The organism is Maribacter spongiicola (assembly GCF_004364165.1).
Lineage (GTDB): Bacteria > Bacteroidota > Bacteroidia > Flavobacteriales > Flavobacteriaceae > Maribacter > Maribacter spongiicola.
Map to the genome: position 1 here is coordinate 34,824 of NZ_SOAY01000014.1, position 15,379 is coordinate 50,202.

The following is a 15,379-nucleotide window of genomic DNA, read 5'->3' on the forward strand; positions in this document are numbered from 1 at the left end:
ATGAATGACAACAACACATTTAAAATCGGCATTATAGGTTTTGGACCTAAAGGATTTTACGGTTTTGAAAGATTGGTGGCTTACTTGAATGAAGCTAAAATTTCCAAAACTACAGAAGTTCATATTTTCAACAACACAGCATTTCTAGCATCTGGCGATGTATATAGAACAGATCAGCCAGATTATTTAATAATGAATTATGCTAACCGTAATATTAATAGTTGGGTATTGAAAGAACCTTTTTCAATGGCTAGTGCAACTCCAGATTTTGTAACATGGTTGACGGCGAAGGGTCACACCGATGCCGCTCAGGGAGAATATGCGCCTAGAGCTGTTGTAGGTAGCTATTTGGCAGATTGTTATCAGTTGGTATTAGAACAATTACCAACGAATATAAAGGTAATTACCCATATTGGTAAGGTTACCGATATGATAAAACAAAACGAAAATTATCAAGTATTTTATACGGATAGGAAAAGTGGCGAACAAGATGTTGTAGCTTGTAATAATATTCTTTTTACAACCGGTCACCATTCCTTTAAAGCTCAAAAACCTGAAAGCGTAATTTCAAATCATAAGATTGATTTTATTTACCCTACGGATGAAAAGTTGAGTCCGGTTACACCACAATCACTAGTGGCTATAAAAGGATTCGGACTAACCGCTATTGATGCCATTTTAGCATTGACCGAGGGTAGGGGAGCTATTTTTAAGAAGAATGACAAGGGCGTTTTAAGATATATCTCTTCAGAAAAAGAGCCTTATAAAATATATACCTTTTCAAGAACGGGATTGCCTATGGTACCCAGAAATGGTTCGCCAACTTCAGAAACAACACTTCAATTTTTCACAAAAGAAGTGGTTCAACACTTGAAAGCGAATACACCTATTAATTTTAATAGTACTCTTTTGCCATTAATAAAAAAGGAGTTTTACTACGCATTCTATAGTGTTCTGTTCAATAACAACGGGCATCAGTTTTACTACGATGATGATTTTACGGTGATGCAAAATCAGGTTCAATATTTTCACGAAGATTACCCTGAGAGTCCGGTTTTCAATTGGGAAACTATTGTAAATCCGTTTAAAGACGAGCATATTTTATCATCTGTTGTACTACAAGTTTATATTGGGTTTTTAATCGACGAAGCAAAATTGGGTGAAGATAAAAGTCCGTTTATGGCAGCAGTCGCCACATGGCGAAAAATTAGTCCGATATTCAATGAACTCTATAGTTTTGGAGGTTTAGATGCAGAATCGCATAAGGAGTTCGATACCTATTATTTCGGACTCTTCAATAGATTGTCTTACGGACCACCGGTTAAGAATATGCAAAAAATACTGGCATTATGCAAAGCAGGAATTTTAGATTTCTCTTATGCAAAATCGGCAAGTATTACGCCAAATAGTGAGAACAATAATTTTACTATACAGGTAGAAAAGGGGCAGGCAACTGAAATAAATTACCTGATAAATGCCACCATAGCAAGAGCAAAAGAAAGTGGCTTTGGAAACGAATTATATCAAAATTTAAGTAAAAACGGACTTATACGAGAGTTTGAGAATACAGGCTATATACCGGGCTGTTTAGAGATAAATGACAAGGGGAATCCAATTTCAAAAATAGGAATAGTGAATAACGATATAACTTTTTATGGTACGCCAACAGAAGGTATAACTTGCGATAATGACACCTTGTCAAGAACTAGAAATGATTTTGCAACAAATTGGGCAAAATCTACCACTGAAGCAATTAAAGAGAAAGATGGAAGAACAGAAGATTATGATAGAACAGAAAATGTACTATAAAGGAAAACCTAAGAATGAACTAAAACCGATTACTTCGAATTGGATGCATGAATTGTTCAATGATCATGCAGTGTTACGAGGTTTGGTTGAACGTTATGGTTCGCCAATAAATGTTCATCATTTACCGTCTTTCAATCAAAATTGCGAAAGCTACAAGCAGGTTTTTGAATCGTACGGATTAAAATATAGAATTTTCTACGCTAGAAAGGCGAATAAATCTAAAGGTTTGGTAAAGCAAGCATTTGCATCAGGTATAGGTGTAGATACTGCCAGTTTTAAAGAATTGGAACAGTCATTATCGTTGGGCGGAAATGCTGAAAATTTGGTATTGACAGCAGCGATAAAAACAGAACCACAAATAGAATTGGCCATTAACAACGGTGTGCCTATTATCTTAGATAATGAAGATGAATGTAGGTTAACGCAAGCCGTTGCTACAAAATTGAATAAAAAGGCAAATGTAGGTTTCCGAATTAGCGGATTTGAAGTTGATGGCGAGAAGCTATATAGTCGTTTTGGTTTTGATGTAGATGAGGTTGTTGATTTTATTGGTTCTTATGTTGGTGAGGGCAAAACTTTCGATTTATTGGAAGTAACGGGACTTCATTTTCATTTAGATAGTTATTCTACTTATCAGCGAAGTGTAAGTTTAATAGCTAGTATAAAAATTGTTTCAACCTTAAAAGAAAAAGGATATCCTGTTTCGTTTATAGACATAGGTGGTGGAATTCTAATGAACTATTTAGAAGATGAAAATGAATGGACGAGTTTTAATAAGAATTTAAAAGAAGCTGTATTAACGCAGCATAATGATATTACTTTCAATGATAATGGACTAGGTTTTAGATTAGAAGATGGTGAGTTGAGAGGTAAACTGAATACCTATCCGTTTTTCAATAAAATAAATAAAGGTTCTTTTATTGGAGAAGTACTAGATTTTATTGATGATGCATCCGGATCATCGGTGGCTTCGTTATTGCTTCAAAATGAGATTGAAATCCGCATTGAACCAGGTCGTTCATTATTGGACCAAGTAGGTATGACGGTAGCGAAAGTCATCCACCGAAAAAAAGATGCAAAAGGACAATGGTTGGTCGGTCTAGAAATGAATATGAGTCAGATGATGAGTTCTAGCGCAGATTTTTTATTAGACCCCTATATGCTGTATTCAGAAGAAGTAAAGGAAGATGAATCTGTTGATGTATTTTTTACCGGAGCCTATTGCTTAGAAAGGGATGTGTTGTTAAAACGAAAAATCACCCTACCAAGATTACCTGCAATAGGAGAGTATGTAGCTTTTGTAAACACAGCTGGTTACATGATGCACTTTTTTGAAACCGAAGCACACCTTTTTGAATTATCTACTAATTTAATATTTACGGGTGCTAACGAAAAGCTATCATTTTTTCAATTTATCGATGATAAAAAGATAGTGCTAGAATAAATTTATATAGCATTTTTAAATGCATCAATAACTAAGTTTTTTACGACAAGGCAAAGTCGAGGTATTGGGTAAATTGTATAAAAACAATATATCATGAAAATACAAGCATATTTAGCCTTCAACGGCAATTGTCAAGAAGCATTAAACTTCTACGCAAATCTGTTCAACGCAGAAATCAAAAACAAACAGACATATGAGGATAAGAAGATTGATGTCCCGTCATCATTCCGTCAAAAATTACAACACGCAGAGTTAAAAGGTAAAGGAGTGCACTTTATGGCATACGATGCCTCACCAGATACGCCATTGAACAATGGTAACCAGATTAATATGAGTGTTGATACGAATGACTTGGATGAAGGAAAGCAATTGTTTAGCGATTTATCTAGTGGCGGACAAATACATCACGAATTTAGAGAACGAGAATGGGGACATTTTGGTAGATGCACAGATCGCTTCGGAATTGGGTGGATGGTAAACGTAGATAAGTAAACCATTTACAAATAAGCCTTTAAGGCAGTTTAAGAATTAAGTAAAAACTATCGAGATGAACCTCATTTAGAGGTTTATCTCGATTATTATATAGAAAGAAAATTATGGATATTATTTATGAATATGACGGCGTAACCGCTAGTCAAAGATTAGAGAGTTTTGCAGAAGAGAAGTTGAATAAGCTTCACCAAAAGTTTGATGATATTATTAGAGCAGATGTATTCTTGAAACAAGAAAACACATCATCAGATGAAACAGGCATGATTTGCAACATACGTTTAAGCTTACCAGGACCACGAATTTTTGTTGAAGCCAGTAATCAGAATTTTGAAGAGTCTGTCATTGAATCAGTTAGTGAGCTAGAAAGACAATTAAAAAAGCGAAAAGATAAAATGAGAGCTTATTAACATACGATTATGAAAAAGGCATTAATACTATATTTTGGTAAAAAGTTCTATAAAAACTGGTTAAAACGAAAACGTGCTAAACAATCTAATAAAGCAATGAGATAACTCATTTAATTAGGACATAAAAAAATCCCTTGCCATTGCAAGGGATTTTTACTTTTTAGATGTTCTATTATCTGTGGTGCTCTAAAATTTCGGTAGTTTCTAAATCATTCTGCAAGAATTCTTTTTGCGCTCTAATAATTTCTTTTAAGCGGTGTGGCATCATAACTTCTGCAAGTGCATTATCATAATCATTAATTGCAGCTTTATCACCTCTAACAGCTTCTTCTAACATTGCTTCATCATTGTCCTCTGCAAAAAATGCTTTTACATCCATCCAAGTTCTATGTAATGTACCGGCTGCACTACCTTCAATTTCTACGCTACCTAAATCTAGTTCTGGCACAGATGCTCTAAGTTCTCTTAAAAACTGCATGCGGTCAACTACTTTCTTTTCAAAGTAACTTTTAATTCCTACTTGTTTAGAATTTTCAGATGCTTTTTCAAATCCTTTGATGGCATCTTCATTTTTACTTACCAAGTCTTTTAAATGGTCTTCAATTTTTGCTATATCAGTATTCATATTTTAAATTTTATAAGGCGGTTACGCCTTTGATTAATTAAATTTTCTATCACTAATATACAGGCATATCAGCAGTTAGCTTAGCTATAAAAAATAGATGTTTTGCTCTATTCAATAATCTGTAAACTACTGTTATCATTAGTGTTATTTGTACTTATTAGAATATATTTTCTACGGATAGAGTTAAGGGTAGGTATGGTTAAACGCTACTTTGGACAGGAATAATAAAAATGAAAATTATGGGATTATCACCACTATTTGGAGTAGCGAAAATGTTAGTAAGAAGTAGAAAATTGAAAATGGCAGCTGTAGGTTTACAATTGGCATATTTAGGGTATACCTACATTTCTGATAAAAGAAAAAATAAACAGGTTCGAAAATAAATCAATTTTTTATTTAAACAATTGATTTTAAGTAGGTTATAATGGTTTATCGATTTAATAGTTCATTAAATTTTTAAAAACCTATGAATTTTTATTAATAACCAATTGAATGAGTTGCAAGACCTTTGGAGTATTAATCCCCAAAATCTAGTAACATGAACAATTCAATTAAAATCAGCCTTTTGTTTGCTTGTATGGCGACCATGGGCTATGGCCAAGATTTGGCCTACAATGACAACTGTAGCAGTTTTCAACAAAGAAAGGTTGAAGAAGTAACCAACCGAACAGAAAATTATAATAAACTAAAGACACTTGGTTTTTCTGATGCAGAAATCTTTGAAGATTTAGGTAATGCCAATTTCCTGACCAAAAAATATGCGAATGCATTATACTGGTATGGTAGATTGATGGAAATTTCTGAAGATGGTACTTTAAAAAAAAGCTACCAGAAAAGATTTGACCACGCCGTTTCTCAATTAGGTAAAGAAGTTCAGAATGAATTGGCAGATGAAAACTGGACGGAGTTAGTTAAAGACGATTACAAAATGACACGAACAGTTGTGCCATCTCGTCTTACTTCTAATAACAGAAGAAACTTTTTACCTTGGGATAATCAAGGTACTACCAAAGAGTTCGCGTCAAACAATGCAGCCCCTGTAAAAACTACTGGTGAATATGCCCCACCGGTAGCATTGACAAATGGCGGAAATACTGCCTACTATAGTAAAACAACATACCGAAAACCTACAACTGGTATGTTCTCAAAAAAGAAAGAAATACACAAAATTTACAAAGCCGATAAAGTTGGTGGTGAGTGGAAAAAAATCACTGAAGTAGCTGTTTGCCCTGGTGATTATTCGGCAAAGCATCCGGCAATTTCGCCAGATGGTAGTCGATTGTTTTTCGCATCTAATATGCCAGGTACATTTGGTGAGTATGATATATATGTAGCGACAATTCAAAAAAACGGAATGCTGGGTCAAGCGAAAAACTTGGGTTCAAAAGTAAATACAGCAAAGAATGATGTTCTTCCAAATCCCGTTTCTAATGGTAGTTTAGTATTCGCATCAGACGGTAGAGATGGTTATGGTGGCTTAGATGTTTATATGGTTGAAATTGGTCAACGTAGTGTTGGGCTTGCCGTAAACATGGGCAACACCATCAATAGTTCATATGACGAGTACTCGGTAAATCTTTTACAAAGCGATGGTTCTGGTTATGTAGTGTCTAATAGAATGGCACAAGGCAAGCATACACAAAATGTAGCTTTCAATTTAAGTGATAAGCCTATAAATGATAAAGATAGAGATGATCGCTTCTTAGAAGCCTTTAACTCAGATAGACGAACGCAGTATTCAAGTTCTGTATTCGAAGATGAATAACTACCCATTATTCATTTCCCCCAATTCATTTGACAAATTCAATTCTAATCACAAAATCAATCGTTATGGAAAGTCCGTATAAAATCAATAGTTTTCTTATTGCTTTATTCTTATTGGCTCTTGTCCAAACAGTAAAAGGTCAAGAAACCAATGCAAACTTAGGATCAAGCAGTACGTACCACAACCAATTATTCTTCAACAGGTTTTTTATAAATCCAACGTTCTCTTTGGTACGTGAGAACAAATCTTATTTAAACATTCTACATAGAAATCAATATGCAACCTTCGATGATAATAGTCAAAACTATTTTCTAGGATTCAGCAACAAATTAAATGACCATACTGCAGTAGGTATTGGTGTTTACAGCCAATGGTCTGGCGTTGTACAAGAATTCGGTTTTAATGCCAACTACGCATCGGCAGTAAGATTAGGAGAAAAATCTGTTTTGACCTTTGGTACGAACGTAACTTATTTTAATCAAGGTTTAGATAAAAACAGGATTGTAGTAGGTGAAGACGATCCAAAATTGGCAGATGCAAGAAAAGAAAGTAAAATTGCCATACAACCAGGTATGAACTTGTCGTTAGGTAAATTCGATTTCGGATTCTACGCAGAAGACCTTTTTAAATACAATCAAACAACGAACGAATTTTTAACCGAATTGTCTACAAAGAGTGTAAAGGCATCGGTACAGTATACCCATTCATTTGAACATTCTAGAGGTCTTTTTACAGATGCCCGTTTAATGCCTATGGCGCAAGTAGGTCAGAATTATGACGGTAGCCTGTATTACTTTGGGTCGTTATTATTAGACATGCCAAACTACGGATGGTTACAAACAACGGTAGATGAAGAGTATGGAGTAGCGGCAGGTGTTGGTTTTAACTTAAGTGATAAAATGTCTTTAGGTTATTTAATGGAGAAAGACTTATCAAGTGATGATGCCAATTTAGGATGGAATCATGAAATCACTTTAGCCTACAAATTTAAAGATGATGATTTGGCTATCTCAGTTGCAGATAACTCATCAGACAATCAAATTGATAACATAGTGCGTAATTACGAAGAGCAAATCGCTCATTTAATAGAAGAAAGAGATAACGCAAGAAAATCGGGTCGTAAGAGACAAGATGCATCTGCAAATACTACTTCCACAGCTGTTTCAGAAAGTAGCTTGGCTTATGAGAATAAAATTATTTTAGATGAGCTTATACTTCGTCAAGACTCTATTGAAGAACAACGAATAGCGGCTTTTGAAGAACGATTTGAATTAATCGTAAGAATGTTACGTAATGATATTGATACGACGATTAAAAGCTCGTTACAAGACTTTAGTGTAGAAGAAAACACATCTTATGCATCTAATGATTTAAAAAAGGATGAAATGGATTTTGTAACAGAACCTGCAAATGCTTTTGCTGCTAAAACTACATCATCAACAGTAGCAGTAACCACTTCTTCAAGAAGAGCGAATTTTAAGGAATTTCCGTCAACAAGAGATAATTTTAAAGAGTTACCGGTGAAAATGATGGTAGATGCTGATGTTATAGATATGAACTCTGGCTACTATGTAATTGCCAATGTATACAGCCAAACAAAGTATATGAATGCTTTTATGAAAGATTTGCGCGAAAAAGGGTTAGATCCAAAGCAATTCTACAATAAAGAAAACGGACTGTATTATGTGTACTTAGCAGATTACGATTATAAGAACGATGCACAAATGGCAGCAAGTACAGATTTAAATGGAAAATACAATCAAGAGAAATGGATTATGCAAGTAAGCGAAACAACAGCTACAGCATCTAATACTTTTGAAGACGATGATATAAGTATAAAATAATATTTTAAAATATATAAACCGTAACGGTTATATGGTTGATTTGAATTGTCAATAAAAGGAGGGGTGTTGTCCGGGGGGATAACAGGGTTCCCTCCTTTATTTTTTGGTTTACAATTGTGGTGATTCTCGGTTTTAACTTTATGTTAACTATCGACGAATTACCTTATTTTTTATGAAAAGTTGGTATTTGAACGAAAATTCTGATGTTTTCAACGGGTATATTGTATTAATATATATATTTCGATCATCAATAAGATTCAAACCCAATTGTATAACCCCAAATCCCCCCACAACCATGAATGAATTTTACCTACTAAATTCCGGTTTCAAAACACATTTTTTTCTTCACAAGATTTCTATCATTTTAGAGCTCCGAAATTTCATTAATCCAAAGTTTGGCAAACGCCTCAGTTTTCAGAATTGACTCACTAGCGGTAATCCGTTTTTTGATTTAATTTTTAACTGAATAATAGCGAAGTACGGTCTATTTTCTGGCTATACTTCTAGGCAATATTTGTCGATTTTTGATGTAAAAATGAACATATAGCATACACTATTGGTTCATTATACATGGCTATTGTTTAGTTGTTCAATCCTTGTAAAAGTGGATTGAAATTACTCAAAACTAACTGTAGTTATTGTTCTTTTTTAGAATGATAGCTTCAAAAACTATGGAGATTATGAAAAATTCAAGCATTAGAATAATAGTATTAGAAAAAGATAGTTCATTACACGCTGTGTACAAAAATCACTTCGAAGAAATTGATGGCTATGAAGTGGTTGGCAGCTATACATCTGCCAAAGATGCCATTAAAGATTACAAGTTTACCAAGCCTCATATTGTACTTTCAGAAATTGATTTGGATGATATGAATGGTGTAGATGCGATTAAACTTTTCAAGAAAAAAGATTGGGAAGTAAAAATCATCATGTTCAGTGAAATCAATGATTTCGATATTATTAAAAATGCATTCAAGAAAGGAGCAAACGGTTATTTGACAAAACCATTGACTTTAGATAAATTAGAACATGCTTTACGTAGTATAGAAACAGAAGGTGCCGCTATGAGCAATGATATCGTAAAGAAAATCATTAGCAATTTTCATAGAAAGACATTTGCATTTTTCTCTGAAAGAGAGAATCAAATTGTAGACTTTCTATGTCAAGGAGCGACTTATAAAATGATTGCGCAAAAATTATTTGTGACACCTAGTGCCGTAAATTTTCATATTCAGAATATCTATTTAAAGTTAGATGTAAACTCAAAATCAGAGGCACTTTCAAAGTTAGAACAATTACAAAATCAGCTAGAACAGTATTAAAAAACAAATTCTTATGTATTGATTTTAAGGGTAATACGAAAACCCTTTCGAAAATAAATCACTTTTAATTTTATTTTTATTGGCTTGGTTATCAGTACTTTATAAATATATTTTTACGCTTTTCGATTTTGTAAAAATCTATTTACGATATTATTTCGTGACGCAAATATCGAATGGTCGGTATAGTAACTATTTTTGGTTTAACTTATTACAGCAAACCAATTTATACTATTTATGTACCATTTAGGATTAGATATCGGCAGTTCATCTATTAAGATTGCTTTGGTAAATGCTTCGACCGGAAAAAGTGTTGGAGTAGTTACAGAGCCCGAGACAGAAATGTCTATGGAAGCTGTAAAAAACGGCTGGGCAGAACAAAGTCCGGAAGATTGGTGGCGCTACGTTTGTAGTGGTATCGAGAAATTATGTGTACAACAAAATATTAGCAAATCTGATATTTCAGGTATCGGTATATCATATCAAATGCACGGTCTAGTGCTTATTGATAAAGAAGGAAATACGCTTAGAAAATCTATAATTTGGTGCGATAGTAGGGCGGTAGGCATTGGTCAACAAGCCTATGAAGAAATAGGTGCAGAAACCTGTGATACCCATCTATTAAATTCACCTTCAAATTTTACGGCATCTAAGCTAAAATGGGTCAAAGAAAACGAACCAGAAATTTACGCGCAGATTTATAAGATGATGCTCCCGGGCGATTATATTGCATATAAATTATCGGGTGTTGCGAATACTACAGTCTCTGGTCTATCAGAAGGTATTTTTTGGGATTTCAAGAAAGATGCAATTGCTGATTTGGTATTAGATCAATACGGATTAGCTAAAGACATGATTCCTGATATCGTTGATACCTTTTCTGTTCAATCTAAAGTAAATGAAAAAGGGGCAGCCGAAAGCGGACTTTCCATAGATACTCCAATACTATACAGAGCTGGTGATCAGCCAAATAACGCATTGACTTTGAATGTTTTTAACCCTGGTGAAGTTGCTGCAACCGGTGGCACCTCTGGTGTCGTATATGCCGTAACCGATAACCTTTCGGTAAAAGAAAGTTCTCGTGTAAACAACTTTGCACATGTAAATTATTCTCCTGGTAAACCAGCTCGAATTGGTAAGCTTCTTTGCATAAATGGTGCGGGAATTCAATACCGTTGGCTATTGAATAACCTCGATGTAGCTTCTTATGAAGAGATGAATACGTTAGCAGATGAGGTGCCAATTGGATCAGATGGTGTAGCTATGATACCGTTTGGTAACGGAGCCGAAAGAATGCTACAAAGTAAAGAAGTAGGTACAAGAATTCTCAACTTAAATTTAAATAACCACGGTAAAGGTCATTTATGTCGGGCAGCGTTAGAAGGCATTGCTTTTTCATTTGTTTACGGAATGGAAATCATGGAATCTGACGGAATAAAAGTGAACGTAATGCGTACAGGTAATGACAACCTATTTCGCTCAGAAATTTTCTCAAACACAGTATCCACCTTAATCGGGTATGACATTGAAATCTATGATACTACCGGGGCAATTGGCGCGGCAAGAGCTGCGAATCTTCATAAAGGCGATTATGAAGCATTCGGAAAGGCAATTTTAGATAATGATTACGTAAAGACTTTTAGTCCGAAGAAAGATAAAAAAGCATACCAAGAAGCTTATGCAACTTGGAAAAAAGAATTAGAATTGATATTGAACAACTTATAAAATCAACATAATGGCAAACAAAGAATATTTTAAAGGAATAGACAAAATTAAATTTGAGGGTAAGGAATCTGATAATCCGTTAGCTTTTAAATACTACAATCCAGATCAAGTTGTTGCGGGTAAAACTATGAAGGAGCACTTTAAGTTTTCAACGGCATACTGGCATACATTCTGTGGTCAAGGTTCAGATCCATTTGGTCCTGGTACGCAGAGTTTTGAGTGGGATAAATCTTCTGATGCTGTACAAGCAGCTAAAGATAAGGCAGATGCAGCTTTTGAATTTTTTGACAAAATAGGATTTGACTACTACTGTTTTCATGATTTCGATTTAATTCAAGAAGCACCAACCTTTGCAGAATCTGAAAAAAGATTGGCAACGATTACAGATTACTTAAAAGAGAAGCAAAAAGAATCTGGTAAGAAATTACTTTGGGGAACAGCTAACTGCTTCTCAAACCCAAGATATATGAACGGTGCGGCTACCAACCCTGATTTTAATGTATTGGCAAGAGCAGGTGGTCAAATTAAATTAGCTCTAGATGCTACAATCGCTTTAGGTGGCGAGAATTATGTGTTCTGGGGCGGTAGAGAAGGTTACATGTCTTTATTGAATACAGATTTAGGTCGTGAGGTAGATCATATGGGTCAGTTTTTGACTATGGCGAGAGATTATGCTCGTAGTCAAGGGTTCAAAGGAAACTTCTTTATTGAACCAAAACCAATGGAGCCAATGAAGCATCAGTATGATTTTGATTGTGCCACAGCAATTGGGTTTTTAAAAGAGTACGGTTTGGAGAACGATTTTAAAATGAATATCGAAGTAAACCATGCCACGTTGGCACAACACACTTTTCAGCACGAAATTACTGTAGCCGCCAAAGCTGGTATGTTAGGTAGTATGGATGCGAACCGTGGAGATTATCAAAATGGTTGGGATACCGACCAATTCCCTAATAACATTCAAGAAACTACCGAAGCCATGTTGGTATTTTTAGCTGCTGGCGGATTACAAGGTGGTGGAGTAAATTTTGATGCCAAAATAAGAAGAAATAGTACGGACTTAGAAGATGTGTTCCACGCACATATTGGTGGTGCAGATACCTTTGCAAGAGCATTGATCACTGCAGATAAAATTATAGAATCATCTTCATATAATAAGTTACGTGAAAACAGATACAGTTCTTTTGATTCTGGTAAAGGAAAAGATTTTGAAAACGGTAAGTTAGATATGAAAGATCTTTACAATATCGCCAAAGAAAATGGTGAGTTGGAATTACAGAGTGGTAAGCAAGAACTGTTCGAGAATATCATCAACCAATACATATAAATAATATAGCTAATCAACAACCTATATTTTTTTGACTTAGGTCAACTAAGCTATCATTAGAAATTAGATAATGATAGCTTAGTGATATGTTTTATTATTTACTTTAAAAACAGTATTTGGTAAAGCTTCTTTTAGTTCTTGAATACTGATAAATGTCTCATCAATATCATAACTATGCAGCCAAACTTCTTGTAATTTGGTCAATTTAGTCAAAACAGAAAAATCCTTTATTTTTAAATTATTAAGTTCCAAATATTCTAGATCAAGTAAATTCTCTAATACGGTTATATCTGTAATTTTATTTTTACTGATATTTAACTTGGTCAATTTATTCATACCAGTTAAAAAAGAAATATCGGCTATACTATCGTTAGAATACATTGATAAATCTCTCATCTCTGTCAAATTTTCCAAAAAAGAAAAATCTGATATATTGTCGTTTGAAGTAAAACTCAATTTTTTAAGGTTAGTTAGCTCACCAATAACCGTTGCATCTTCTACATAACGTGCAGTAGTCATTAATAGAGAATCTAATTGAGGCAATGAAGCCAAAGGTGTTAAGTCTCGTAATCCGTAAGTATACGTGAGATTTAATGTTTTTAACTTCTTTAAATTTGTTAGGTAGCTAATGTCATTAATGCCTGTATTCCAACCAAGATGTAAATAAGTCAACTCAGTTAAACCTCCAATTGATTGAACTTCCGTTATTTGATTATTCGCTAAATTCAAATAGGTAATATCTTTTAAATTACTGAGTGCTTTAATGTTTGTTAATGGCACTTGAAAACCTTTTCCATAAAAATTTACATAATGAAGATTTGTGCAGTACTCTAGACCGGTCAGCGTTTCAGGAAGGTCATAAGGTTCCATTGCGTCATAAAATGGAATAGATTCATCTAATGGCAGGCTTGTTATTGACTCAAGTTCTTCCCTAGTAAATTTACCTTCAGGCTTTAAAAGGGCATCACGTACTATTTGTTCTATTGCAGGGTCTTCAATTTTGATTGTATCAGAAGTAAATCGATATATCGGGCTCAACGTTTCACCTTTATCTCTATTTGTTAATACTATTTGCCAAAAATAAGTGGTTTCTGGATCCAGTAAAAAGTCAATTTGAAAATCAGTTTCGGTATGGTCGGTTGCAATCGTTTCTAAATTATTTTCAGAGGTACCTAAACGAACAGAGTATTTTATAATCTCGCCTTCTAAAGCATTTTTAACATTCCATTCAAGTATAGGGACAGGTAATAGTTTAACTTCTAATGACTTGTCAATGGGAGTAGTTAAAGTATTAAATTCTAATACAGGTAATTCTTGTTGAGGTTCTTCTACAGTCGGTGTGGTTGAGGTTTCTTTGCTACAAGAAGCAACTAAAAGAATTGTAAAGAAAATGAAGCAAAAGGTCGATTTTATAGTTTTCATTTAAATTTGATATACAAATAAGAGATTATAAAACGCAATTACTATTTTTTTAGTGCTTAAAAATGAATATGTTTTAGAAGCTAACTTACAAATTAAATAAACTGTTCAACTGTTAAAAGCTTTGATACCGTTTTAGTTTTCTATATTCGAAGTAAAAAAGGCGATTGTCAATTAAATTGATGCATGAAAAAAGTAACTCTAAAGGATATTGCCGGACATTTTGGTGTTTCTATCTCTACCGTTTCAAAAGCGATAAATGATAGTCACGAAATCAGTAATGACCTTAAGGTAAAAATTCAGGCCTACGCAAAAGAAAAACATTATAAACCCAATAGGCTTGCGCTTAATTTATTAAATAGAAGTACGAAGACCATTGGGGTGGTGGTGCCAAATATTTTAAATTATTTTTTCGTTCAGGTACTCTATGGTATCGAAAAGGTGGCTAATGAAAGCGGATATAACATTATTAGTTGCATTAGTAACGAGTCCAAAGCTAAAGAAACAAAGACGCTAGAGTTTTTTGATGCCGGTACGGTAGATGGTGTTATTATGTCCCTTGCGGAAGAAAGTCAGAATGAGGATAAGCACGATGCGTTAATAGATGTTATTAATAATGATATACCAGTAGTTCTTTTTGATAGGGTTTCAGATAATGTGCAATGCGATAAAGTAGTCGTAGATGATCTTGAAGCAGGTTATAAAATCACGAAGTACTTAATAAATATCGGCTGTAAAAATATTGCGGTAGTAAACCCTATTTCTAGCTCAAGCGTTGGGAAATTGAGACTACAAGGATACAAAAAGGCGTTGGAAGAATTAGATATTCCGTTTGATCCTAAGCTAGTTATCAACCTTACCGTAAAAGATGATTTAGATTTATTGATGTCTTTTCTACTGAATTATAAAACGATAGATGGTATCATAGGTATTGATGAATTAATTGCCGTTCAAGTTTTAGAAGTGGTTAAAGCAAGAGGGTATAACGTACCAAATGATATTTCAATAATTGGCTTTACAAACGGTCAGTTATCTAAATACGTAACACCGTCACTAACGATGGTAAGTCAGCATGGTAAATATATAGGGGAGCAAACCGCTAAATTATTGATTAGCAGAATTAAAAATCCTGGTTTACCTTATGAGACTATGGTTGTGAAAACCAGCTTGCTGGTAAGAGATTCCACCAAAAAATTACAATAA

At 34.1% G+C, this 15,379-nt stretch carries 13 protein-coding genes and 1 pseudogene; 12 read left to right on the forward strand and 2 right to left on the reverse strand.

Going from position 1 to position 15,379, the window contains the following annotated elements:
* The 4 genes from CLV90_RS16115 to hpf all read left to right on the forward strand — a co-directional run bounded on the left by CLV90_RS16115 (nucleotide 1) and on the right by hpf (nucleotide 4,152).
* Nucleotides 1-1,809 carry an FAD/NAD(P)-binding protein gene (locus CLV90_RS16115; protein WP_133688548.1) on the forward strand — a complete coding sequence of 603 codons (1,809 nt, stop codon included), beginning with the start codon at nucleotides 1-3 and terminating at the stop codon, nucleotides 1,807-1,809.
* Nucleotides 1,784-3,253: a type III PLP-dependent enzyme domain-containing protein gene (locus CLV90_RS16120; RefSeq protein WP_243835502.1), complete on the forward strand. Its 1,470-nt coding sequence runs from the start codon at nucleotides 1,784-1,786 to the stop codon at nucleotides 3,251-3,253. Before CLV90_RS16115 ends, CLV90_RS16120 begins: the two co-directional genes overlap by 26 nt.
* 93 nt (nucleotides 3,254-3,346) lie before the next feature.
* Nucleotides 3,347-3,745, forward strand: coding sequence for a VOC family protein (locus CLV90_RS16125; RefSeq protein ID WP_133688549.1), 399 nt, complete (start codon nucleotides 3,347-3,349; stop codon nucleotides 3,743-3,745).
* Between the two features lie 104 nt (nucleotides 3,746-3,849).
* A complete protein-coding gene (gene hpf, locus CLV90_RS16130; protein ID WP_133688550.1) occupies nucleotides 3,850-4,152 on the forward strand; it encodes a ribosome hibernation-promoting factor, HPF/YfiA family in 303 nt (100 codons plus the stop codon).
* A gap of 172 nt (nucleotides 4,153-4,324) precedes the next feature.
* Here the strand turns inward: hpf and CLV90_RS16135 are convergent, their stop codons facing one another.
* Entirely contained in the window at nucleotides 4,325-4,777 is a 453-nt protein-coding gene (locus tag CLV90_RS16135) for a ferritin-like domain-containing protein (RefSeq protein ID WP_133688551.1), read from the reverse strand.
* Nucleotides 4,778-5,016: 239 nt separating this feature from the next.
* Here CLV90_RS16135 and CLV90_RS19335 point away from each other — a divergent pair, with 239 nt between their 5' ends.
* The 7 genes and pseudogenes from CLV90_RS19335 (at nucleotide 5,017) to xylA (ending at nucleotide 12,757) form a co-directional block, all read left to right on the forward strand.
* Nucleotides 5,017-5,160, forward strand: coding sequence for a hypothetical protein (locus CLV90_RS19335; protein ID WP_166638607.1), 144 nt, complete (start codon nucleotides 5,017-5,019; stop codon nucleotides 5,158-5,160).
* 155 nt (nucleotides 5,161-5,315) lie between these two features.
* The gene (locus CLV90_RS16140; RefSeq protein ID WP_133688552.1) at nucleotides 5,316-6,542 is read left to right on the forward strand and encodes a TolB family protein; all 1,227 of its coding nucleotides are present in this window, start codon (nucleotides 5,316-5,318) and stop codon (nucleotides 6,540-6,542) included.
* Between the two features lie 65 nt (nucleotides 6,543-6,607).
* Nucleotides 6,608-8,386, forward strand: coding sequence for a PorP/SprF family type IX secretion system membrane protein (locus CLV90_RS16145; RefSeq protein ID WP_133688553.1), 1,779 nt, complete (start codon nucleotides 6,608-6,610; stop codon nucleotides 8,384-8,386).
* A gap of 680 nt (nucleotides 8,387-9,066) precedes the next feature.
* Entirely contained in the window at nucleotides 9,067-9,708 is a 642-nt protein-coding gene (locus CLV90_RS16150) for a response regulator transcription factor (protein WP_133688554.1), read from the forward strand.
* A 234-nt stretch (nucleotides 9,709-9,942) separates the two neighbouring features.
* A pseudogene (locus tag CLV90_RS19610) lies at nucleotides 9,943-10,665 on the forward strand (FGGY family carbohydrate kinase); the annotation flags it as partial.
* A gap of 24 nt (nucleotides 10,666-10,689) precedes the next feature.
* Nucleotides 10,690-11,430, forward strand: a complete 741-nt coding sequence (locus CLV90_RS19615; RefSeq protein WP_407943389.1) for an FGGY-family carbohydrate kinase — start codon at nucleotides 10,690-10,692, stop codon at nucleotides 11,428-11,430.
* 10 nt (nucleotides 11,431-11,440) lie between these two features.
* Nucleotides 11,441-12,757, forward strand: a complete 1,317-nt coding sequence (gene xylA / locus CLV90_RS16160; RefSeq protein WP_407943387.1) for a xylose isomerase — start codon at nucleotides 11,441-11,443, stop codon at nucleotides 12,755-12,757.
* A gap of 78 nt (nucleotides 12,758-12,835) precedes the next feature.
* On the opposite strand, the gene CLV90_RS16165 is transcribed toward xylA, so the two are convergent.
* Nucleotides 12,836-14,179: a leucine-rich repeat domain-containing protein gene (locus tag CLV90_RS16165; protein ID WP_133688557.1), complete on the reverse strand. Its 1,344-nt coding sequence runs from the start codon at nucleotides 14,177-14,179 to the stop codon at nucleotides 12,836-12,838.
* A gap of 183 nt (nucleotides 14,180-14,362) precedes the next feature.
* Between CLV90_RS16165 and CLV90_RS16170 the strand changes: the two genes are divergently transcribed.
* On the forward strand, nucleotides 14,363-15,379 hold the full coding sequence (locus tag CLV90_RS16170) for a LacI family DNA-binding transcriptional regulator (protein ID WP_133688558.1): 1,017 nt from the start codon (nucleotides 14,363-14,365) through the stop codon (nucleotides 15,377-15,379).